21 protein-coding genes are annotated in these 20,357 nt (G+C 71.0%); 11 read left to right on the forward strand and 10 right to left on the reverse strand.

Features of this window, described 5'->3' with window-relative positions:
• Both ACWDLG_RS31800 and ACWDLG_RS31805 read right to left on the reverse strand, forming a co-directional pair.
• On the reverse strand, positions 1-345 hold a 345-nt coding region (locus ACWDLG_RS31800), incomplete at its 3' end, for a hypothetical protein (protein WP_449927093.1).
• A gap of 101 nt (positions 346-446) precedes the next feature.
• A complete protein-coding gene (locus tag ACWDLG_RS31805; protein WP_449927096.1) occupies positions 447-1,034 on the reverse strand; it encodes a response regulator transcription factor in 588 nt (195 codons plus the stop codon).
• Between the two features lie 202 nt (positions 1,035-1,236).
• Here ACWDLG_RS31805 and ACWDLG_RS31810 point away from each other — a divergent pair, with 202 nt between their 5' ends.
• Together ACWDLG_RS31810 and ACWDLG_RS31815 are read left to right on the forward strand one after the other, a co-directional pair.
• Positions 1,237-2,574, forward strand: coding sequence for a sensor histidine kinase (locus ACWDLG_RS31810; RefSeq protein WP_449927099.1), 1,338 nt, complete (start codon positions 1,237-1,239; stop codon positions 2,572-2,574).
• Positions 2,575-2,595: 21 nt separating this feature from the next.
• Positions 2,596-4,017 carry a pyridoxal phosphate-dependent decarboxylase family protein gene (locus ACWDLG_RS31815; protein ID WP_449927102.1) on the forward strand — a complete coding sequence of 474 codons (1,422 nt, stop codon included), beginning with the start codon at positions 2,596-2,598 and terminating at the stop codon, positions 4,015-4,017.
• 3 nt (positions 4,018-4,020) lie between these two features.
• Here the strand turns inward: ACWDLG_RS31815 and ACWDLG_RS31820 are convergent, their stop codons facing one another.
• Complete coding sequence (locus tag ACWDLG_RS31820) at positions 4,021-5,136, reverse strand: ferritin-like domain-containing protein (protein WP_449927105.1); 1,116 nt, start codon at positions 5,134-5,136, stop codon at positions 4,021-4,023.
• Positions 5,137-5,215: 79 nt separating this feature from the next.
• On the opposite strand from ACWDLG_RS31820, the gene ACWDLG_RS31825 reads away from it, so the two are divergent.
• Positions 5,216-5,860, forward strand: a complete 645-nt coding sequence (locus ACWDLG_RS31825; RefSeq protein WP_354907436.1) for a TetR/AcrR family transcriptional regulator C-terminal domain-containing protein — start codon at positions 5,216-5,218, stop codon at positions 5,858-5,860.
• Positions 5,861-5,909: 49 nt separating this feature from the next.
• Here the strand turns inward: ACWDLG_RS31825 and ACWDLG_RS31830 are convergent, their stop codons facing one another.
• Together ACWDLG_RS31830 and ACWDLG_RS31835 are read right to left on the reverse strand one after the other, a co-directional pair.
• The gene (locus ACWDLG_RS31830) at positions 5,910-6,413 is read right to left on the reverse strand and encodes an aggregation-promoting factor C-terminal-like domain-containing protein (RefSeq protein WP_354907435.1); all 504 of its coding nucleotides are present in this window, start codon (positions 6,411-6,413) and stop codon (positions 5,910-5,912) included.
• A 302-nt stretch (positions 6,414-6,715) separates the two neighbouring features.
• Positions 6,716-7,132: an aggregation-promoting factor C-terminal-like domain-containing protein gene (locus tag ACWDLG_RS31835; RefSeq protein ID WP_449927109.1), complete on the reverse strand. Its 417-nt coding sequence runs from the start codon at positions 7,130-7,132 to the stop codon at positions 6,716-6,718.
• Between the two features lie 178 nt (positions 7,133-7,310).
• On the opposite strand from ACWDLG_RS31835, the gene ACWDLG_RS31840 reads away from it, so the two are divergent.
• Entirely contained in the window at positions 7,311-7,796 is a 486-nt protein-coding gene (locus ACWDLG_RS31840; RefSeq protein WP_449927113.1) for a glutathione peroxidase, read from the forward strand.
• The gene (locus tag ACWDLG_RS31845; protein WP_449927116.1) at positions 7,793-8,191 is read left to right on the forward strand and encodes a YchJ family protein; all 399 of its coding nucleotides are present in this window, start codon (positions 7,793-7,795) and stop codon (positions 8,189-8,191) included. Before ACWDLG_RS31840 ends, ACWDLG_RS31845 begins: the two co-directional genes overlap by 4 nt.
• Here the strand turns inward: ACWDLG_RS31845 and ACWDLG_RS31850 are convergent.
• Positions 8,157-9,200 (reverse strand): LacI family DNA-binding transcriptional regulator, encoded by a 1,044-nt coding sequence (locus ACWDLG_RS31850; RefSeq protein ID WP_449927119.1) that lies wholly within the window; start codon positions 9,198-9,200, stop codon positions 8,157-8,159. The genes ACWDLG_RS31845 and ACWDLG_RS31850 overlap by 35 nt on opposite strands.
• 168 nt (positions 9,201-9,368) lie before the next feature.
• Here ACWDLG_RS31850 and ACWDLG_RS31855 point away from each other — a divergent pair, with 168 nt between their 5' ends.
• Complete coding sequence (locus ACWDLG_RS31855) at positions 9,369-10,580, forward strand: ABC transporter ATP-binding protein (protein ID WP_354907431.1); 1,212 nt, start codon at positions 9,369-9,371, stop codon at positions 10,578-10,580.
• A 106-nt stretch (positions 10,581-10,686) separates the two neighbouring features.
• On the opposite strand, the gene ACWDLG_RS31860 is transcribed toward ACWDLG_RS31855, so the two are convergent.
• Positions 10,687-11,439 carry an SDR family NAD(P)-dependent oxidoreductase gene (locus tag ACWDLG_RS31860; protein ID WP_449927123.1) on the reverse strand — a complete coding sequence of 251 codons (753 nt, stop codon included), beginning with the start codon at positions 11,437-11,439 and terminating at the stop codon, positions 10,687-10,689.
• 164 nt (positions 11,440-11,603) lie between these two features.
• Here ACWDLG_RS31860 and ACWDLG_RS31865 point away from each other — a divergent pair, with 164 nt between their 5' ends.
• Both ACWDLG_RS31865 and ACWDLG_RS31870 read left to right on the forward strand, forming a co-directional pair.
• Positions 11,604-12,788 carry a PQQ-dependent sugar dehydrogenase gene (locus ACWDLG_RS31865; protein ID WP_449927126.1) on the forward strand — a complete coding sequence of 395 codons (1,185 nt, stop codon included), beginning with the start codon at positions 11,604-11,606 and terminating at the stop codon, positions 12,786-12,788.
• A complete protein-coding gene (locus ACWDLG_RS31870) occupies positions 12,785-13,237 on the forward strand; it encodes a flavodoxin family protein (protein WP_449927128.1) in 453 nt (150 codons plus the stop codon). The genes ACWDLG_RS31865 and ACWDLG_RS31870 overlap by 4 nt, the downstream gene beginning before the upstream one ends.
• Here the strand turns inward: ACWDLG_RS31870 and ACWDLG_RS31875 are convergent.
• Positions 13,227-13,520 (reverse strand): carboxymuconolactone decarboxylase family protein, encoded by a 294-nt coding sequence (locus ACWDLG_RS31875; protein WP_354907427.1) that lies wholly within the window; start codon positions 13,518-13,520, stop codon positions 13,227-13,229. The genes ACWDLG_RS31870 and ACWDLG_RS31875 overlap by 11 nt on opposite strands.
• 325 nt (positions 13,521-13,845) lie before the next feature.
• On the opposite strand from ACWDLG_RS31875, the gene ACWDLG_RS31880 reads away from it, so the two are divergent.
• A complete protein-coding gene (locus ACWDLG_RS31880) occupies positions 13,846-14,526 on the forward strand; it encodes a hypothetical protein (RefSeq protein ID WP_449927131.1) in 681 nt (226 codons plus the stop codon).
• Between the two features lie 10 nt (positions 14,527-14,536).
• Positions 14,537-17,443, forward strand: a complete 2,907-nt coding sequence (locus tag ACWDLG_RS31885; protein ID WP_449927134.1) for an AAA family ATPase — start codon at positions 14,537-14,539, stop codon at positions 17,441-17,443.
• 23 nt (positions 17,444-17,466) lie between these two features.
• Here the strand turns inward: ACWDLG_RS31885 and ACWDLG_RS31890 are convergent, their stop codons facing one another.
• On the reverse strand, positions 17,467-18,117 hold the full coding sequence (locus ACWDLG_RS31890) for an HAD family hydrolase (protein WP_449927136.1): 651 nt from the start codon (positions 18,115-18,117) through the stop codon (positions 17,467-17,469).
• Positions 18,114-18,461 (reverse strand): YybH family protein, encoded by a 348-nt coding sequence (locus ACWDLG_RS31895; RefSeq protein ID WP_354907423.1) that lies wholly within the window; start codon positions 18,459-18,461, stop codon positions 18,114-18,116. Before ACWDLG_RS31895 ends, ACWDLG_RS31890 begins: the two co-directional genes overlap by 4 nt.
• Positions 18,462-18,690: 229 nt before the next feature.
• Here ACWDLG_RS31895 and lysS point away from each other — a divergent pair, with 229 nt between their 5' ends.
• Positions 18,691-20,352 (forward strand): lysine--tRNA ligase, encoded by a 1,662-nt coding sequence (gene lysS, locus ACWDLG_RS31900; protein WP_449927140.1) that lies wholly within the window; start codon positions 18,691-18,693, stop codon positions 20,350-20,352.
• Positions 20,353-20,357 lie beyond the last annotated feature (5 nt).

A 20,357-nucleotide genomic window follows, 5' to 3' on the forward strand; every position in this document is an offset into this window, starting at 1 on the left:
GCCCGTGCACGGCGACCAGACGGGCCTGCCGTCGGGGGGGTAGATGACGAGGTTGCCGTCGTCGTGCAGGACCAGCCAGGCCCAGCCGCCGCTGTCCAGGTGCAGCCAGTTGCCCGCCTTCGTGCCCGTGGTGACGCCACCTGCGGGGATCCAGTCGACCGCCGCGCAGGTCTTGGCGGGACAGGAGCGGATCGGCGCCCCGCCGGCGCTGGTGACGACGTAGCCGCCGCCGACGTGGCGTCCGCCGTCAACGGCGGCGCCGGCGGCCCCCGCGAGCACGGTTCCGGCCACGGCGGCGGCGGTGATCGTCAGGGCCACGGTCGAAGCAGCGATGAAGGTACGCATATCAACATTCCCCCGAATGTCTCGTTATTGCTGACATCTCAGAGAATGCGGGGAACGGTCATAGGGCGGTGTCATGGCGACGTTAAGGCGCCGCTAAGGCGTCACGGCCCCTCGGGCGGCACCAGCTTCACCCCCACGCCGCGCACGGTGTGCAGGTAGCGCGGGCGCTCGGCGCTCTCGCCGAGCTTGCGGCGCAGCCACGACAGGTGGACGTCGACGGTCCTGTCCGCCCCGCCGTACGGCACCTGCCACACCTCCACCATCAGCTCCCGCTTGGTGACGACCCGGCCGCGCCGGGCGGCCAGGTAGTGCAGCAGGTCGAACTCCCTCGGGCTCAGCTCCAGCGGTACGCCGTCGAGCGTCGCCTCGCGCGCACTCACGTCCACCCGGAGGCCGCCCACCTCGATGCCCTGATCCTCCTCGGCGGGAGCGCCTCCTCGGCGCAGCACCGCCCTGATCCTCGCTTCCAGCTGCTCGGCGCCGAACGGTTTGATCACGTAGTCGTCGGCGCCCGCGTTGAGCGCCTTGACGATCTCCGACTCGGCGTCCCTGGCCGAGGCCACCACGACCGGGGTGGCGCTGACCGCCCGCAGCATCCGCAGCAGCTCGCAGCCGTCGACGTCGGGCAGGCCCAGATCGAGGACCACGACGTCGGGGCGGCTGTCCATCACCTGGTGCAGCCCGCCCATGGCCGTGGGGCTGGAGGAGACCGCGTGGCCGCGCTCGGTCAGCGCCCTCTCAGCGCCGTCCTGATCGCCGCGTCGTCCTCGATGAGGAGAACATGCACCACGAGGTCACGCTATCCGTGCTTTCGTGGCTTTGACCCGCGCGCGACGGTCTCCATGCCACACCGAGACCCGCACCTGATGGCCGGTCGGTGACCGTGGAAGTGTGCACCTCGGCAGTTTGCGCCCGCGCTCGATCAGGGCCCGCATGACGGCCGCCACCGTGGTCGGCTTCGGCGTCGTCCTGCTCGCCGGAGTCGTGGCACTCTGCCTGGCCCTTCCCGGCCGGGTGCGCGCCCAGCTGGTCGACCGCGCCGACCAGGCCAGCAGGCAGGTCACCCTGCTGGTCGACGACGAGCCCGTCCACGGCCCGATCCCGCCGCAGCACGGCGTGGCGCTCCTGCAGGTCGTGGACGCGGACGGCAGGGTGGTGGCGGCCGGCGAAGCGCTGCGGGGACGGCCGCCGCTGACCACCGCGCGTCCCGCGGCGGGCGACTCCCGGGTGCAGACGCGGGTGTGCGGTGGCGAGCAGCGGTGCCTCATCGTCGTCGGCACCTCCAACCGGTCCACCCCCTACGGCCCGGTCATCGCCTACGCGGCGGTCAGGGAGTCGATCGCCCTGGACGTCCCGCTGATCGCCGGGCTCCTCTCGCTTGCCGCCGCCGTCCTGCTCACGCTCATGGCCTGGGCCACCTGGGTCGGCGTCGGCAGGGTCCTGGCGCCCGTCGAGCGCATCAGGTCGGGTCTGGAGCAGATCAGCGCCACCGACCTGAGCGACCGCATCGCGGTGCCCGGCACCGGCGACGAGGTGGCCGAGCTGGCCATCACCGTCAACGACACGCTGCAGCGGCTGGAGGACGCGGTCGGCCGGCACCGCCGCTTCGTCTCCGACGCCTCCCACGAGCTGCGCACGCCGCTGACGGCGATGCTGGTCCGGCTGGAGGGCAGGCCCGAGGGAGAGGACGCCGACAGGACCCTGGGCGAGGCGCTCGGTGACGCCCGGCGGCTGTCGGCGATCGTGCAGGACCTGCTGCTCCTGGCGCGCCTCGACGCGGGCGTGCGCCCGCCCGACGAGCTGCTCGACCTGGGCAAGCTGGTGGCCGACGAGGTCGGCAGGCGGCCCTCCCGCCTGCCGTTCACCACCTCCGTCGAGCCGGGCCTGATGGTGCGCGGCAACCGGCTGCGGCTGGACAGGCTGCTGACCAACCTGCTGTCGAACGCCGACAGGTACGGCGAGAGCGCCGTCCACGTCACCGTGGCCCGCGACGGCCGCGACGCCGTCGTCGAGGTGAGCGACGACGGCCCCGGCATCCCCGCCGACCAGCGCGAGGCCGTCTTCCGGCGCTTCACCAGACTGGACAGCGCCCGCTCGCGCGACATCGGCGGCACCGGCCTCGGCCTGCCCATCGCCCGCGACATCGCCGTCGCCCACGGCGGCAGCCTGGTGGTCGCCGACAGCGGCCGCGGGGGCGCACGGCTCGTCCTGCGCCTGCCGCTGAGGTGATCCGTCATGCAGAATCCGGCTATGCATGATCCACTGTTCGAGCGGGACGCCGCTCCCGCGGCCCTGGACCTCGTCGCCCGTGCCGCCGGCCCCTTCCTCGGCACCTTGACCGACCGCCCGGTCCACGACCACGCCGCCGACCACCTCATGGACCTCCTCGAGGGTCCCCTCCCCGACAGGGGCGAGGGGACGCTGGCGGCCGTCGAGGAACTGCTCGCCGTGGGCACCAGGGCGTCGACACAGACCTCGGGCCCGCGTTTCTTCCACTTCGTCGTCGGCGGCGCCACCCCCGCGGCGCAGGCGGGCGACTGGGTGACCTCGCTGCTCGACCAGGCCGGCGGGCTGCACCTGACCTCGCCGCTGGCGGCGCGGGCGGAGAAGGTGGTGCTGGCGTGGTTGAAGGACCTGTGCGGGCTGCCGGAGCCGTACGGGGGAGTGCTGACGCCGAGCGCGACGTTCGCCAACCTGACCGGGCTGGCCTGCGCGCGGCAGTGGTGGGGCGAACAGCACGGCGCCGACATCGTCTCGCAAGGGCTGGCCGGGCTGCCGCGGATGCCGGTGCTGGCCGGCGGCTACATCCATCCCAGCAGCCGCAAAGCGCTGCAGATCCTCGGCGTGGGCCGCGACGGCGTGACGGTGTGCGCGCGCGACGACGCCGGTCGCGTCGACCTGGCCGCCATGGAACGGGAGCTGGCCGCGCTCGACGGGCCCGCGGTGATCGTCGGCAACGCGGGCGAGGTCAACACCGGCGACTTCGACCCCATCGCCGACCTGGCCGACCTCGCCGAGCGGTACGGCGCGTGGCTGCACGTGGACGGCGCGTTCGGGCTGTTCGCCGCGGCCTCACCGCGCCTGCGCCACCTCGTGGCGGGCGTCGAACGCGCCCACTCCGTCGCCGCCGACGGCCACAAGTGGCTGAACGTCCCCTACGAGAGCGGCTTCGCCTTCGTCCACGACCAGGACCTGATGTTCAGGGCGTTCGGCGCGTGGGGCGCCCACTACCTGCCCTCCGACGTCAACTACAACAACCTCGGCCCGGAGTCCTCCCGCAGGGCGCGGGCCTTCCCGATCTGGGCGACCCTGCGGGCCTACGGCAGGCAGGGCTACCGGCAGCTCGTCGAGCGCCATCACGACCTGGCCCTGCGCCTGGGAGAGGCCGTGGAGAAGGCGCCCGACCTGGAGCTGCTGGCCCCCGTGACGCTCTGCGTGGTCTGCTTCCGCTACGCGCCGCCGGGCGTGCCAGAGGGCGAGCTGAACGACCTCAACCACCGCATCGGCGAGGAGCTGATCGCCGACGGCCGCTTCTACGCGGGCACGACGACCTACCGGGGGATGACCGCCCTCCGCCCCGCGATCGTGAACTGGCGCACGACGGAGGATGACATCGACGGCCTGGTGCGGGTGCTGAGGGAGGTCATCGCCCGCGTCCACCCGGCCGGATAGGCGTCAGGAGGTCGTGCCCAGGGCGATGGTCTCGGCGACCTCGGCGTGGCGCTCGGCCTCCTCGGCGGCGAAGCGTTCGGCGTCGAGCCTGTCGGCGATGTCCTCGTCCTGCTTCATGAGCGCCTCGAGCGACTGCCCCGCCATCTCCAGCACGCCCATGTCGGCGTAGGCCTGCTGCAGGCGCGGCGACCACAGGCCGATGTCCTTCACGCACGGCACGATCCTGCTGAACAGCAGTGACCTGAACAGCCGCAGGTACTCCGACTCGTCGACGGCCCGCATCGCCTCGGCGACCTCCGCCTGCGACAGGCCGAGCGTCTCCCACGTCTCCCTGCCGCGCAGCCGGTCGCGCATGAGGTAGCAGCCCTCGATGACGAAGTCCTCGCGCTCGCGCAGCTCGCTCTCCGACAGGTTCTTGTAGTAGTCGCGCAGCGCCATCCGGCCGAAGGCCACGTGCCTGGCCTCGTCCTGCATGACGTAGGCGAGGATCTGCTTGGGCAGCGGCTTGGTGGTGATGTCGCGCATGACGCCGAACGCGGCCAGCGCCAGCCCCTCGATCAGCACCTGCATCCCCAGGTACGGCATGTCCCACCGCGAGTCGGTCAGGGTGGAGTCCAGCAGCGACTTGAGGTGCTCGTTGATCGGGTAGGCCAGGCCCACCTTCTCCTGCAGGAATCGCGCGTAGGTCTCGGCGTGCCTGGCCTCGTCCATCGTCTGGGTGGCGGCGTAGAACTTGGAGTCGAGGTCGGGCACCGACTCCACGATGCGCGCCGAGCAGATCATCGCGCCCTGCTCGCCGTGCAGGAACTGGGAGAACTGCCAGGCGGCGCCGTGCCTGCGCACCTCGGCGCGGGTCCTGTCGTCCATCCGCTCCCACAGTGGCGTGCCGTGGATGGCGATGGTGGTGTCCGGGATGCCGAGCACGTCGTACGGATCGACCTCCAGGTCCCAGTCGATCCTCTTCACCGAGTCCCACTGTTTGTCCTTGCCCTTCTGGTACAGGGCGAGCATGCGGTCCCTGCCGTCGTCGTACTCCCAGGTGAAACGGCTGGACCCGGCCATGTCCACGTTCCACGTGGAGAGCTCTGCGGGGATCGTGTAGAGATCGTGCGTCGACATGCGGCCTCCAGGGGGACGTACACCGTACGTATATCTCGAGCGTGGCACGTACGGTGTACGTGCGTCAATAGAATGAGCTATGCCCACCGAGCCGCTCTCCCGCGTGCGTATCGTCGCGGCCGCGATCGACCTCATCGAGCGTGAGGGCGCGGACGCGGTGTCCATGCGCAGGATCGCCGCCGACCTGAACGTCGGCGTCATGTCGCTCTACAACCACGTGCCGAACAAGGCCTCGCTGCTCGACGGCGTCGCCGAGTCGGTGCTGTCGCAGATCGAGTTCACCGACGACCCCGGCGCCCACTGGACCGACAGGGTGCGCATGCAGGCCAGGGCCTTCCGGCAGATCGCCCACCACTACCCGCGCTCCACCATGCTGGTGGTCAGCCGGCAGCTCCACTCCAACGCCGGGCTGTTCCCCGTGGAGCGGGCGCTGACCACGCTGCGCCAGGCGGGTTTCGACGGCGCCGACGCGGTGCGCATGCTGCGCCTGTTCATCGCCTACGTGATCGGCTCGCTGCTGCGCGAGGTGGGGGTCACGCCGACCTTCGCGCCCGTCCCCGGCGCCCCTCCGGTCAGCGACGTGGACCCCGAACTGTTCCCCCAGGTCAGCGAGCTGTCCTCGCTGCTGGGCTCGTGCGACCACGAGGAGGAGTTCGACTTCGGCCTCGACCTGCTCATCCAGGCCATCGCCGTCCACCTGGAAAGGAAGGGCACCCGGGGCTGAGCCCGGATGCCCTTCCACGGCAGGCGCCACTTCCCCTCGGCGGCTGCCCCTAGTACCAGTTGTGCGACCTGAAGTGGCCCCAGGCGCCGCACGGCTTGCCGTAACGGCCCTTGATGTACTGCAGGCCCCAGCGGATCTGGGTGGCGGGATTGTGCCGCCAGTCGCTTCCGGCGCCCGACATCTTCACCGCCGGCAGTGCCTGCGGAATGCCGTAAGCCCCTGAGCTGGGGTTCTGTGCCCGGTGGTTCCAGTTGCTCTCCCTGGTCCACAAGCTGTCCAGGCACTGGAACTCCCGCAGCGACCACGACCTCCGTACCACGAGGTCGAGCGCGATCCGCTTGTTGGTGTTCCTGCCGGGCAGCGCGGGCCGCGCCTTCGGCTCGGCCTTGGTCGTCCACGTGGCGTGATGGATCACGTGGGGCTGGACCGCGACCGTCCAGGTCCGCTGGTGGACCGTCCCGGGCGACTCGGCGTCGGCCAGGGCGATCGTGGATGTCCCGCCGGTGAACGCCGCGGAGGCGACCACCATGGCGAGAACGCGTTTGCTGTCCAACTTGATCCTTGCAGTCGGGTCGCGTGCGGGCGGACCTTCGTGAAGCAAGGGTCCTGCCGATCCGCGCCCGTGGCTCGGGCGAGAACGGGCCCGCGCGGCCTCCGAGATCCTTTCCCGTCCGATCGACCTGGACGGCCCGGAAGGCACCGCGACGATGTCTCTAGGCGGTTTCTAATACGCCATGTCGCCCCTGGTGCGTGATCTCAGACGCCGGAAGAAGAGGACTTTGCCGCTGAACGGTCTCGCCTTGGATCGGCCCGGCGGCCCGATGACCATGCGTATTCGAACAGCGGGTGCGGAGATCAGTACCAGCCCCGCCCCTGGAAGTGGGACCAGGCGGCGCACGGCGAGCCGTACCTCTTCTTGATGTAGGACAGGCCCCAGGTGATCTGCGTCCTGGGGTTGGTGCGCCAGTCCCGGCCGGCGCTGACCATCTTCCTTCCGGGCAGCGCCTGCGGGATGCCGTAGGCGCCCGAGCCGCTGCCGGCCCGGTGGTTCCATCCGCTCTCCCTGGCCCACAGCCGCTCCAGGCAGCCGAACTGGGCCCGGGGCCATCCCTTGGCCGCGACCATGGGCCTGGCGATGGCCTTGTTCCTCGCGCCGGTGGTGGCGCTGCCGGTCGCGGCGGCGTCCGCGGACGCCGCCGTCGCTGTTCCCGCTCCCGACACCACGACCGTGGCGGTCAGGAGCAAGGCTCTGGTACGGCGGAGCGTAGGCATGCGGTCTTCCCTTCGAAGGGGTCGGGGGACTGCGTCACCCTGCCGCACTCGCGCCATTTGTCGCTAATTGACCATGAAAAGGTAGATCGTCAGTAAAGAACGTGATCTATGGCTGTACAGGGGGTTTAGCGGGAAAAAGTGGACTCTGTCACATTTCTTGGGAAGGTAGAGTCGGATCATGAATCTCCGCGACATCCCGGTCCGCACCCTCGCGGACGCCCCGACCACGCTCGCCGAGCTGGCCGGCGACAAGGCCCTGCTCATCGTCAACGTGGCCTCCAGGTGCGGCCTGACCCCGCAGTACACCGGCCTGGTGAAGCTCCAGCAGGAGTACGGCCCGCGAGGCTTCAGCGTGGTCGGCGTGCCGTGCAACCAGTTCATGGGCCAGGAGCCCGGCACGGCCGAGGAGATCCAGGAGTTCTGCTCCACCACCTACGGCGTCGACTTCCCGCTGCTGGAGAAGGCCGACGTCAACGGCGCCGACCGGCACCCGCTCTACGGCCCGCTCACCGCCACGCCCGACGCCGACGGCGAGGCCGGCGACATCCAGTGGAACTTCGAGAAGTTCCTCGTCGACCGCGAGGGGACGGTGGTGGCCAGGTTCAGGCCGCGCACCGAGCCGTCCGACCCCGCCGTCACCGCCGCGATCGAGAAGCTCCTGTGAGTGGGCGGACCTGCCCGTGCGGGCTGCCCGCAGCCTACGAGGACTGCTGCGGGCGGCTGCACCGCGGGGCGGCGGCGGCCGAGACCGCCGAGCAGCTCATGCGCTCCCGTTTCAGCGCCTTCGCGGTGGGCGACGCCGCCTACCTGCTCAGCAGCTGGCACCCGTCGACCAGGCCCGCCGAGATCACCTTCGAGCCGTACCTGCGGTGGAAGCGGCTGTCGATCGTGAGCACGAGCGGCGGCGGGGCCGGCGACACCGAGGGGACGGTCGAGTTCCGGGCCCGCTACAGCCAGGCCGGCAGGGCGGGGGAGATGCGCGAGGTCAGCAGGTTCACCCGGCACGAGGGCGCCTGGGCGTACCTCACCGGCGAGGCCCGCAGCTCCCACGCACGATGAGCTCGGTGGGCAGCAGCACGCTGCGCGGGCGCCTGGCGCCCGACCTGAGCACCAGCTCGGCCGCCCGGTAGCCGAGATCCTGGCCCGGCTGGGCGATCACCGTCAGCGGGGGCGAGCACAGCTCGGCCCACGGCACGTCGTCGTACATCACCAGCGACAGGTCGCCCGGGATGCGCAGGCCGAGCTCCCGCGCGGTCAGCACGGCCGCCTCGCCCAGCGCGCTGCCGCCGGCCACCAGCGCGGTGACGTCGCCCCGGCTCTGCAGCAGCCCCGAGGCGGCGGCGTAGGCCGAGTCGCGGCTGCCGCCGGCGGAGACGATCAGCTCCTCGTCCGCCAGCGTGCCCATCGCCTCCCGGAAGGCGGCCACCCGGCGGGCGCGCCCAGGGCCGCCGAGGTAGGCGATGCGGCGATGGCCGAGGCCCTTGAGGTACTGCACCGCCGTACGGACACCGGAGCGGTCGTCGGCCAGGACGGCGGGGATGGCGCTGTCGGGACGGGGCGGCGTCCGCAGGCCGTCGAGCATCAGCAGGTCGTCGAGCGGCTCGTCGGACGGCTCGTCCTCCTGGGGCTGCTCGCCGACGAACACCACCGTCATGCCCGCCCTGATCGCCGGGCCCCACGCCTCGGCGTCTCCCGAGGGCACGGCGATCACCCGGTCGACGCTCTGCTCCAGCAGCATGCCGATGAGCTCGGCCTCCTGCTCGGGGTCGTCGCCCGTCGAGCCGACCACGACGGGCTCGCCCGCCGAGCGGGCGCAGGCGAGCACGCCCTCGGCGAGCCTGCCGTACAGGGTGTCGGTCAGGTCGGGAACCAGCAGGCCGATGCCGCCGGCGCGCTGCTGGCGCAGGTTGCGGCCCACCGCGCTGGGGCGGTAGTCGAGATGCGCGGCCACCGCGAGCACCCGCTCGCGGGTCTCCTGGCTGGCCGATCCACCGGACAGCACCCGGGAGACCGTGGCCACGCCGACACCGGCGGCCTCCGCCACGTCCTTGATGGTGGTGCGCTTCATGGAAACGATTCCACCACTCATTCCGGAAGCTTTCCAGCTCGAATGGGTAACATCGCCTGGTCTCTTGACAGGGTTCCCCCTTTCGGGTGAGATGCATGAAAACGTATCCACGGTGAGTGGTGTCCCCCACATACGTCCGGGTTCCGGCCCGCTGCGCGAAGGACTGTCATGGCATCCATCGTTCTGACAAACGTCGACAAGATCTACGCCGGTGGCGTGAAGGCCGTGAACGCACTCAACCTTGAGATCAAGGATGGGGAGTTCATGGTTCTGGTCGGCCCCTCCGGCTGCGGCAAGTCGACCGCGCTGCGGATGATCGCCGGACTCGAGGACATCAGCGGCGGCGAGATCGCCATCGGCGACAAGGTGGTCAACCACCTGCCGCCGAAGGACCGCGACATCGCGATGGTCTTCCAGAACTACGCGCTCTACCCCCACATGACCGTCGAGGAGAACCTCGCCTTCGGTCTGAAGCTCCGCAAGATGCCCAAGCCGGAGATCCAGAAGCGCGTCAACGAGGCCGCCAAGATGCTGGGCCTCGAGACCTACCTCAAGCGCAAGCCGGCCGCCCTGTCCGGTGGTCAGCGCCAGCGTGTCGCGATGGGCCGCGCCATCGTCCGCGAGCCGCAGGCCTTCCTCATGGACGAGCCGCTGTCCAACCTCGACGCCAAGCTCCGCGTCTCCATGCGCGCCTCGCTCAACCAGATGCACGAGCGCCTCGGCGTCACCACCGTCTACGTCACGCACGACCAGGTCGAGGCCATGACCCTCGGCGACCGCGTCTGCGTCCTGCGCGACGGCCTGCTCCAGCAGGTCGACACCCCGCAGAACCTGTTCGACAAGCCCGTCAACCTGTTCGTCGCCGGCTTCATGGGCTCGCCCTCGATGAACTTCGTCACCGCCGAGCTGGTCCGCGACGGCGGCGCCGCGGTGGCCTTCGCCGGCTACAAGCTGGCCATCCCCGAGTCGACCTTCTCCGACAAGCCGGGCCTCGACCAGTACATCGGCAAGAAGGTCATCCTCGGCATCCGGCCCTCCGACTTCGAGGACTCCAGCGCCGCCGGCAGCCACGCCAACGGCTGGGCCACCCTGCCCGTCAAGGCGGAGGTCACCGAGGAGCTCGGCTCCGAGATCAACGTCCTGTTCCTGATCGACGCCCCGCCGGTCGAGCACAAGGACACCGTGGCCGCCCAGGACACCGGTGACGACGAGGAAGCCACGCTGCCGCTGTCCGGCGACAAGTCGCTGTGGACCGCCCGCGTCAACGCCCGCAGCCACGTGCGTCCCGGCCAGTCGATCGAGCTGGTCGTCGACACCCACAACCTGCACTTCTTCGACGCCGCGAGCGGCCTGGCGATCGGCCACGAGGCCAACCGCTAGAGCACGCCTCTTCCGAGCATCCCCCCGCCGCGACCCCCTCCCGCGGCGGGGGGATCGTCTTCGCGGGGTCCGCTCCCCGTGTTCCGGAGGCGGGGGGAGCGTCGGGCTACTTGCGGCCGATCATGGCGGAGATCCGGTGGGTCAGCCCGCGCGGGATGAGCCTGCCCACCGCCACGATCGCCTTGTAGCGAGGGTCGGGGATGGAGACCGTCCTGCCGAGCGCCAGGTCGCGCATCGCCTCGTTCACCACGGCGTCGGCCTGCAGCCAGAGGAAGCCGGGGATGCCGGAGACGTCCATCGAGGCCCGCTGGTGGAACTCGGTGCGCACGAAGCCGGGGCACAACGCCATGATCCGGATCTTCGGGTCGCCCACCTCGACGGCCGTCGACTCGCTGAAGTTGACCACCCACGCCTTGGAGGCGCTGTAGGTGCCCCGGGTGAAGAAGGCCGCCACCGAGGCGACGTTGATCACGGCGCCCCTGCCGCGCGCCCGCATGCCCGGCAGGGCCGCGAGCGTGAACCTGAGCACGGCCTCGCAGTGCACCTTCAGCATGCGCACCTCGTCCTCGAGCGGCACCTCGAGGAAGTGGCCGGGGTGGCCGAAGCCCGCGTTGTTGACCAGGCAGTCGACGCCTTCGCGCAGGCGGGCCTCGACGCGCTCCAGCCCGTCGTCGGTGGCCAGGTCGGCGGGCAGGACGTCGACGGCGACGCCGTACTTCTGCTTGAGCCGTTCGGCGGCCTCGGCGAGCCGGGTCTCGTCGCGGGAGACCAGGACCAGCGAGAAGCCGTCGGCGGCAAGGCGGCGGGCGAAGGCCGCGCCGATGCCGGCGGTCGCGCCCGTGATCAGTGCGGTAGGCATACGGCCAGCGTAACGCCCGCCCCGCCCGCTCCCGGCGGCGCGCCGACGATCACGATCGCACGGCCGGGCACGCGCGCCAGGGCAGGGCCGCCGCCTGCGCCGAACCTTTCCCGGCCCCGGCGCGTACAGGCACCGTGACGAGATCGCATGAGAGGATCGGCAGCGTGCGCCCCGCGCTTGCCGCCATCGCCCTGGTCGCGGTGCTGACCGCCTGCTCGGCCACCCAGCCGGCAGGGCGGGAGCCTGCCCGCCCCGAGGCGGGACAGCCCGTCCGGCCCTCGGCGGGGGCGGCGACCACGGCGCCCGGCCGGGCGGCGTCCGGGCGGCCGGTGCCCGCGAGGCTGGAGTTCGCCGAGATCGCCCGGTTCGACAAGCCCGTGGCCTTCGCCGTGCGCGAGGGCGACGAGGCGCTCTACGTCGCCGAGCAGAGCGGCCGGCTGCGCGCGCTCGTCGACGGCCGCCAGCAGGTGATCGTCGACCTGTCCGGCGAGGTCAGCGACGGCAACGAGCAGGGCCTGCTCGGCGTGGCCTTCCATCCGACCGGCAGGTGGCTCTACCTCGACTGGACCGACGCCGCGGGCCGTACCCACGTCACCGAGTGGGCCTTCGACGGCCGCAGGGCCGGCGGGCGGCGCGACGTGCTCACCCAGGACCAGCCGTACGCCAACCACAACGGCGGGCAGCTCGCCTTCGGCCCCGACGGCTACCTCTACATCGGCCTCGGCGACGGCGGCGGCGGGGGAGACCCGCAGGGCAACGGCCAGAACCTGGGCACCTGGCTGGGCAAGATCCTGCGCATCGACCCGCGCGGCACGCCCTACCGGGTTCCCCCGGACAACCCGTTCACCGGCCGCGGCGGGGCCAGGCCGGAGATCTGGGCGTACGGCCTGCGCAACCCGTGGCGCTTCAGCTTCGACAGCAGGACCGGCGACCTGTGGATCGGCGACGTCGGCCAGAACGCCTGGGAGGAGGTCGACCACGAGCCGAGCGGCAAGGGCGGCCGCAACTACGGCTGGAACGCCTTCGAGGGCGGGCATCCCTTCGACACCGGCGTGCGGGCCGCCGGAGCCGTCAAGCCGGTCATCACCTATCCCCTCGGGCAGGACGGGACCTGCTCGGTCATCGCGGGCCACGTCTACCGGGGTGCCCGGATCCCCGGGCTGGCCGGCCACTTCCTCTACGGCGACTTCTGCGCCGGATGGGTCAAGGCCGCGCCCGTGAGCGACCCGGCGCACGGCATCGAGGTGGGCAGGGTCGAGCAGCTGTCGTCGTTCGGGCAGGGCCACGACGGCGAGCTCTACGCCCTCAGCCTCCAGGGCGGGCTCTACCAGGTGCGGGCGGCGTCGTGAGCCGGCTGCTGATCGTCCACCACACCGCCTCACCGGCCACGCACGAGCTGCTGGAGAAGGTGCGCGAGGGCGCGACGACCGACGAGATCCAGGGTGTCGAGGTGGTCACCAGGGCCGCCCTCAACGCCACCGCCGCCGACGTGTTCGCCGCCGACGCGCTCATCCTCGGCACCCCCGCCAACATCGGCTACATGAGCGGGGCGCTCAAGCACTTCTTCGACACGATCTACTACCCGTGCCTGGAGGAGACGCGGCGCCTGCCGTACGGGCTGTACGTGCACGGCAACAACGACGCCACGGGGGCGGTGCGCGGCGTGGAGTCGATCACGCGTGGTCTCGGCTGGGAGCCGGTCGCGGCGCCCGTCGTGGTGATCGGCGCGGTCACCAAGGCGGACCTGGAGGCGTGCTGGGAGCTGGGCGCGACGGCCGCGGCGACGATCAGCCCATGACCACGCGCTCGATCAGGTCCTCCACCTGGGCGTTGAGCCGCGCCCCGCGCGCCCATCCCGCGTAGTGGGTCAGGAAGACGACCGTCTCCCTCAGCTCCTCCGCGCTCAGGTCGCCGGTGCGCAACGCGGTCTCCAGCTGGATCTCGACCGCCTGGTCGAGCCCCTGTCCGACGAGCAGGCCGATGAGCAGCAGTCGGCGGTCGCGGTCGCTGATCGCCTCGCGCGCCCACACCTCGGCGAACAGGTGCTCCACGGTCATGGCGAAGTTGATCGGTTCGTTCATGTCGCGCTCCGAGCGAGGCGGGAGGGGGGTCCGAAGCTCCTTATCCTTCGCCAGTCCGGCGCGAAGAGATAGGCCCTTCGGCAAGACATCTTGGCCGTTCCCTGGTTGCGCAAACGTTGCAGCAGGGTAGAGATGGGCGAGTAGGTCTTGATCCGGACTTTCTCCGCGCGTCTCAGCGATCTATAACAAACACAGCCAATAGTCGGCTGCGCTTTGGTCAAGACTTCTGGGGCCGGAAGAGGAGATTAGCCGCCAAAAACGGGCACAACCAAGGCGTTGGCGGGTAACGCGGAGGTAAGCCCTGGTGAAAAAGACACGGGCTTGGATGAAAGCGGCCGTCAGCACGGCCACGGTCACGGCCGTGCTGACGGCCGGAGTCGCCGCCTGCGGTCAGGCGGAGTACACCTACGTGCGCGACAGGGAAGGCACCACCTACTTCAAGGTGCCCTCCTCGTTCTCGAAGATCGACTCCACGAAGATCGATCTCCTGCTCAGCGGCGACCATCCCGAGTCCGAGACGGCGAAACTGCGCAAGCAGCTGGTCTGGTCGACCGCCTTCGACCAGGCCCCCGAACCGGCCGTGGACCACCTGCTGGGTTCCCAGGACCCGTTCGTCTACTCCACCGTCCACCGGCTGACCGAACCGCAGCGGAACGTGGTCTCGCTCAACACGATGCGCGACTTCATCCTTCCCGTGACGGAGGAGATGCGGCAGGCCTACACCCAGCGCCTCATGGAGACGGGCCAGCAGCCCACCCTCGCGCGGTTCGAGCTGCTCACCGACCAGCCGATCGTGCTCAGCGACGGCGCGAGAGGCGTGCGCGTGCGGTTCAACTACCTGATCGGCGACACCGTCCAGACCTTCGACCAGACCGCCTACCTCGACCGGACGGGCGGGACCGTCTCGGTGCTGCTGATCCGCTGCACGGCCGCGTGCTTCAGCAAGAGGGTCGCCGAGTTCGACAACATCGCCGAGTCCTTCAAGCTGCTCAAGATGCCAGGATGAGGGAGCGACCGTGACCACGACCCACCCTGAGGGACTGCGCGCTCCCGGCAGCGGCCCCAACGATCCCGACTCCGTGACCCGCAAGCGGATGGCCTTCTGGGATCGCAGCAAGTTCATGCTCGGCCTGGGCCTGGCCTTCCTCGTGCTCGCCTGGAAGGAGATGGCCGACTACGAGGGCATCATGCCCTTCACCGACGCATTACAGCGTATCGGGGACAACCATCCGTGGATCTTCTACCTGCTGGCCGCCGAACTCGTCCGGCAGGTGCACTTCTTCGTCAGCGAGCGCTCCCCCGGCTACCACCGCTTCTGGAGCAAGGGCGTCTTCGGCGGCTTCGAACGGTGGACGCACCGCCGGTTCAGCGACTGGACGAGGTTCAGGCTCGCCAGGATCATCAAGATCCTGTTCTGGGTCACCGTGCTGGCTCTGGTCCTGGGCGCGGTGCTCGACCGCAGCCCCTTCCTGGCCCTGTTCCAGGCTCCGGCGCTGGCCTTCCAGGCGCTGCCGTACGTCGCCCAGCTGGCCTTCGCGTTCTTCTTCGTCATCTTCCAGTTCGTCGGACTGTTCTGGTTCCTGTCGCGCGGCGGCGTCGAGACCTACTACCCCGACGACATCAAGACCAGGTTCAGGGACGTGTGGGGCCAGGACCACGTGGTCGAGCGCGTCAAGGAGAACATCGTCTTCCTGGAGCAGCCGGACGCCATCGAGGCGCGCGGCGGCTACGTGCCCAGCGGTCTGTTGCTGTGGGGGCCGCCCGGAACCGGCAAGACGCTGATGGCCGAGGCCGTGGCCGGCGAGACGGGCAAGCCGTACGTCTTCGTCGACCCGGGCGCGTTCATCAACATGTTCATGGGCATCGGCGTGCTGAAGGTCAAGTCGCTGTTCAGGAAGCTGCGCAAGCTCGCCCTGCGCTACGGCGGCGTCATCGTCTTCTTCGACGAGGCCGACTCCCTCGGCCGCCGCGGCCGCCTGGCCGGGCAGGCCCCGCCCGGGCAGGGCTTCAGCGCCGACGGCTGCCACGGATTCGGCTACCTGTCGGAGTCGTCCAGATCCATCCTGTCCACCAGGGTCACGCCGCCGGACACCGAGAACAGCAGGTTCTTCATGGGCGGCGGCATGAACGGCGGCGGCGACATGGGCACGCTGCAGGCGCTGCTCACCGAGCTGTCCGGCCTGAAGAAGCCGCGCGGCCTGTTCAACCGGCTCGTACGGCGCGCCCTCGGCATGCGCCCCAAGCCGCCGCCGAAGTACCGCATCCTGGTCATGATGGCGACCAACATGCCGGACGCCCTCGACGACGCGCTGCTGCGGCCGGGCCGTATCGACCGCATCTACAAGGTCGGCTACCCGTCCAAGGCGGGCAGGGTCCGCACCTACCAGGGCTACTTCGCCAAGGTCCAGCACGAGCTGACCGACGAGCAGATCGACAAGCTGGCCACGATCACCCCCTACGCCACCGGCGCCACGATCAAGGACCTGGTCAACGAGGCGCTCATCACCACCATCCGCGACGGCCGCGAGACCATCACCTGGTCGGACGTGCTGCGCGCCAAGCGGCTCAAGCAGCTCGGCCCGCCCGAGGACGTCGAGTACATCGAGCGGGAACGGCACGCGGTCGCCGTCCACGAGGCCTGCCACGCGGTGATCGCCTACCGCACCCGCTACCACCTCGAGATCGACATCGCCACCATCGAGAAGGGCGCCGACTACCTGGGCATGGTCGCCTCGATCAAGCCCGAGGACCAGTTCACCCGGTGGAAGTCCGAGCACGAGGCCGACATCATGGTCTCGCTCGCCTCGCTGGCCGGCGAGCGGATGTTCTTCGGCGACGACAACTCCTCCGGCGTCTCCGGCGACCTCATGTCGGCGACCTATCTCGTCGGGCTCATGGAGTCGCACTGGGGCATGGGCACCGGCATCGCCTCCCTGCCCGCGCTGCAGGAGCTCGGCATCCACGCCGGCAAGGCCCTGCGCGGCCAGCCCGGGGCGCAGGAGCAGAGTCCCGCGCCGCGCGAGGGCGTCGTCCCCGAGCATCTCAGCGAGCGCGTCGAGTTCAACCTGGTCAGGTTGCTGGAGAAGACCGAGGAACTGCTGCGCGAGCACCGGCGCGAGGTGCTGTGCCTGGCCCACGCGCTGGAGACGCACAAGACGCTCAACGGCGAGGACGTCGTCGCGGTGCTCGAAGGGCGGCAGGGCCCGCTGGTGGACGGCGGCGTCTACCGGTCGGAGACGCTCATCGAGGAGATCGAGGAGTACCACCGCGACGCGGCCAGGGCGCACCGCGAGCACAGCGGCGTCGAGCGCGACCTGCCCGGCGCCGTGGAGGTCACGGCCGGGATCGCCGAGCCGTCCTACGACGTGCAGGTGCTCGACCCGGCCGACGCCGCCGCCCCCTCGCCCGGCAACGCGCTGGTGCCGGACGACCGGCGGCCCCAGTTCGTCCCGTGGGAGCCCCCGCAACCCGGCGCGCCCGCCACACCGGGTCACCAGGCGGCGCCGTTCGGGACCGCCCCGCAGATGCCCGCTCCCTTCCTGGCCGCTTCGTCCGGTACGGCCGAGCCGCCGCCCGCGCGCCGCTCGGGCGCGACCGCGTGGGTGGTCGTGGGCAGCCTGTTCACGCTCGCCGGCCTCGCGCTGTTCGGCGCGCTGGCGGCGACCGGCGCCACCGGCAGCGCGGTCGGCGCGATGTCCCCCGGCCTGCTGCTCGTGCTGTTCGTCGTCGTGGTGGCGGTGGTCGTCGGCATCGGGGTGGCGCTCATCGCGCTGAAGGCGGTGCGCGCGGGACAGAAGCGGGCCGAGCAGGAACGTGACAGGGCCAACGCCCGCGCCCAGCTGCTGGCCGCGGCCATGGACCCGGAGACGGCGATGCGCCTGCTCGGCTACGACGGCCGCCGCGGGCCCGACGAACGCCCCTGAGCACCCACCGCGCCGGTGGGTGCTCAGCCGAGCCGGTCGACCAGGCCGGGGGTGAGATCGCCGAGAGCGGGCACGACCGCGGCGGCCAGTTCGAGGGCGTCGGGCGCGGGCGGGTATCTCGGATGGGGGACGGCGATCACCCGCATCCCGGCCGCGGCCGCCGAGCGCAGCCCGTTGCTGGAGTCCTCGACAGCCACGCAGCCGCGCGGGTCGGCGCCCAGCCGCCGCGCCGCCTCCAGGTAGCCGTCGGGCGCGGGCTTGCCGTACGCGACCTCCTCGGTGGAGACGGTCGCGGAGAAGAACGCGCCGAGCCCCGTGGCGTCCAGGACGACGTCGATGAGCGAGCGGGGCGACGAGCTGGCCAGGCCCAGCGGCCGGTGCTCGGCCAGGCGGGCGACCGCCTCCTTCGCGCCGGGCATGAGGGGGACGCCGTGGCGGTACCGCTCGGCCATCAGCCCGACCACGCCCGCCGCGATCTCGTCCGGCGACCGCCGCACGCCGAGCTCGGCCAGGTAGGCGGCCCATTCGCCGGTGCTCATGCCCATGAGCCTCGACTGGGTCTCGGGCAGCCACGTGCCGCCGTGCGCGGCGACGTAGGACCTGCGGACCTCCTCCCACACCGGCTCGGAGTCGACGAGCACGCCGTCCAGGTCGAAGACGACAGGCCGGCTCATGCGGGCTGCTCCATCCAGTACTCGACGAACTCCGTGCACCGGCCCCCGGCGTCCAGCCTGACCAGCCACAGGTTGCTGAAGGCGGTGTCGGGATAGGTGGTGACGCCTTTGACCACGGCCACCTCCTCGGTGACGGCGACGGGCTCGTACTCGAAGGCCGCGGGGCCGTCGGTGTCCTTGCGCTCGAGCCATCGCGTGACGATCGCGTCCTTGCCGCGCCACGGCTCGGCGTAGGGCTCGGTGAAGTAGACGGCGTCGTCGGCGAACAGCGCGCCGATGTCGTCGGGGTCGTTGGTGTGCCAGGCCCGGATGTAGGCGTCCATCCAGCTCGCGAGGTGGGTCATGGACACCTTTCTACCCGGGCCCGGCGAGGCGGCCGCCGCCGAGGGTGCGCTCCGCCGCCCGGCGCCGAACCGCAGGGCGACGGCCTCCGAACGGTCTCCGAACGGCCTCCGAACGGCCCGCGGCGGGCCGGCCGGGCCGGACGGAACCGGCGGCCTGGCGCGGTCGCGTCCATACCCGCCGATTCTTCCGTCAGAATGGGGCGTCACACTTCGATGGAAGGGCTGTTCCATGACCGACTGGGTCTCCCAACTCGCGGACGACGTCATCGCCGAGTCGGAGCGGCGCGCGCCCGGCAAAACGATCGTCTGCGCCTCGGGGCTCAGCCCGTCCGGACCGATCCACCTGGGCAACCTGCGCGAGGTCATGACCCCGCACCTGGTGGCCGACGAGATCAGGCGGCGCGGCCTCGACTGCGTCCACCTGCTGTCCTGGGACGACTACGACCGCTTCAGGAAGGTGCCCGCGGGCATCGACCCGTCGTGGGCCGAGCACATCGGCAAGCCGCTCACCTCGGTGCCCGCCCCGCCCGGCAGCGCCTACCCCAACTGGGCCGAGCACTTCAAGACCCCGATGATCTCCGCGTTGGCCAGGCTGGGCGTCACCTACCGCGGCATCAGCCAGACCAAGCAGTACACCTCGGGCGCCTACCGCGAGCAGATCCTCCACGCGATGCGCGAGCGTGACCGCATCGACGCCGTCCTGGCCCGCTACCGCACCAAGGCCAAGCCGAAGGCCAAGGACGCCGACGAGGCCGCCGCGCTCGAAGGCTCCGGCGCGGCCGAGGAGGAGGCGGGCTACTACCCGTACAAGCCCTACTGCACGCTGTGCGGGCGCGACCTGACCACCGTCACCGGCTACGACGACGAGACGACCGAGCTGGCCTACACCTGCGAGTGCGGCTTCGGCGAGACCGTACGGCTGGCCACCCACGACCGCGGCAAGCTGGTGTGGAAGGTCGACTGGCCGATGCGCTGGGCCTACGAGGGCGTCGTCTTCGAGCCCTCGGGCGTCGACCACACCTCGCCCGGCTCGTCCTTCGAGGTCGGCGGCCACCTGGTCGGCGAGATCTTCGACGGCGTGCAGCCCATCGGCCCGCGCTACGCCTTCGTCGGCATCAGCGGCATGGCGAAGATGAGCAGCTCCAAGGGCGGCGTGCCGACCGCGGCCGACGCGCTGGAGATCATGGAGGCGCCGCTGCTGCGCTGGATGTACGCCCGCCGCAAGCCCGCCCAGTCCTTCAAGGTCGCCTTCGACCAGGAGATCCAGCGCCTCTACGACGAGTGGGACGCCCTGGAGCGCAAGGTGAGCGAGGGGCAGGCGCTGCCCGCCGACCAGCTCGCCCACGCCAGGGCGGTGCGGACGGCCGAGCAGCCGCTGGCCGCCACCGAGCGGCGCGTGCCGTACCGGATGCTGGCCTCCATCGTCGACGTGACCACCGGCGACGAGGAGCAGACGCTGCGCATCCTGCGCGAGCTCGACCCGGCCGCGCCGATCACCGACCTCGCCCAGGTGCGGCCGCGCCTGGACAAGGCCCAGCGCTGGGTCACCACCCAGGTGCCCGCCGAGCAGCGCACCACCGTCAGGCCGGAGCCCGACGAGGAGCTGCTGTCCTCGCTGGGTGCGGAACAGCGCGAGTCGCTGCGGCTGCTGCTCGACGGGCTCGACGCGCACTGGTCGCTCGACGGGCTGACCGACCTGGTCTACGGCGTGCCCAAGCGGCAGGCGGGGCTGCCCGCCGACGCGAAGGCCACCCCCGAGCTGAAGGCCGCGCAGCGGGAGTTCTTCGTCCTGGTCTACACCCTGCTCGTCGGCCGCGACACCGGGCCGCGCCTGCCGACGCTGCTGCTGGCCGTGGGGGCCGACCGGGTTCGCAAGCTGCTGGGAGCGTAGAGTCT

The organism is Nonomuraea sp. NPDC003727 (assembly GCF_053586935.1).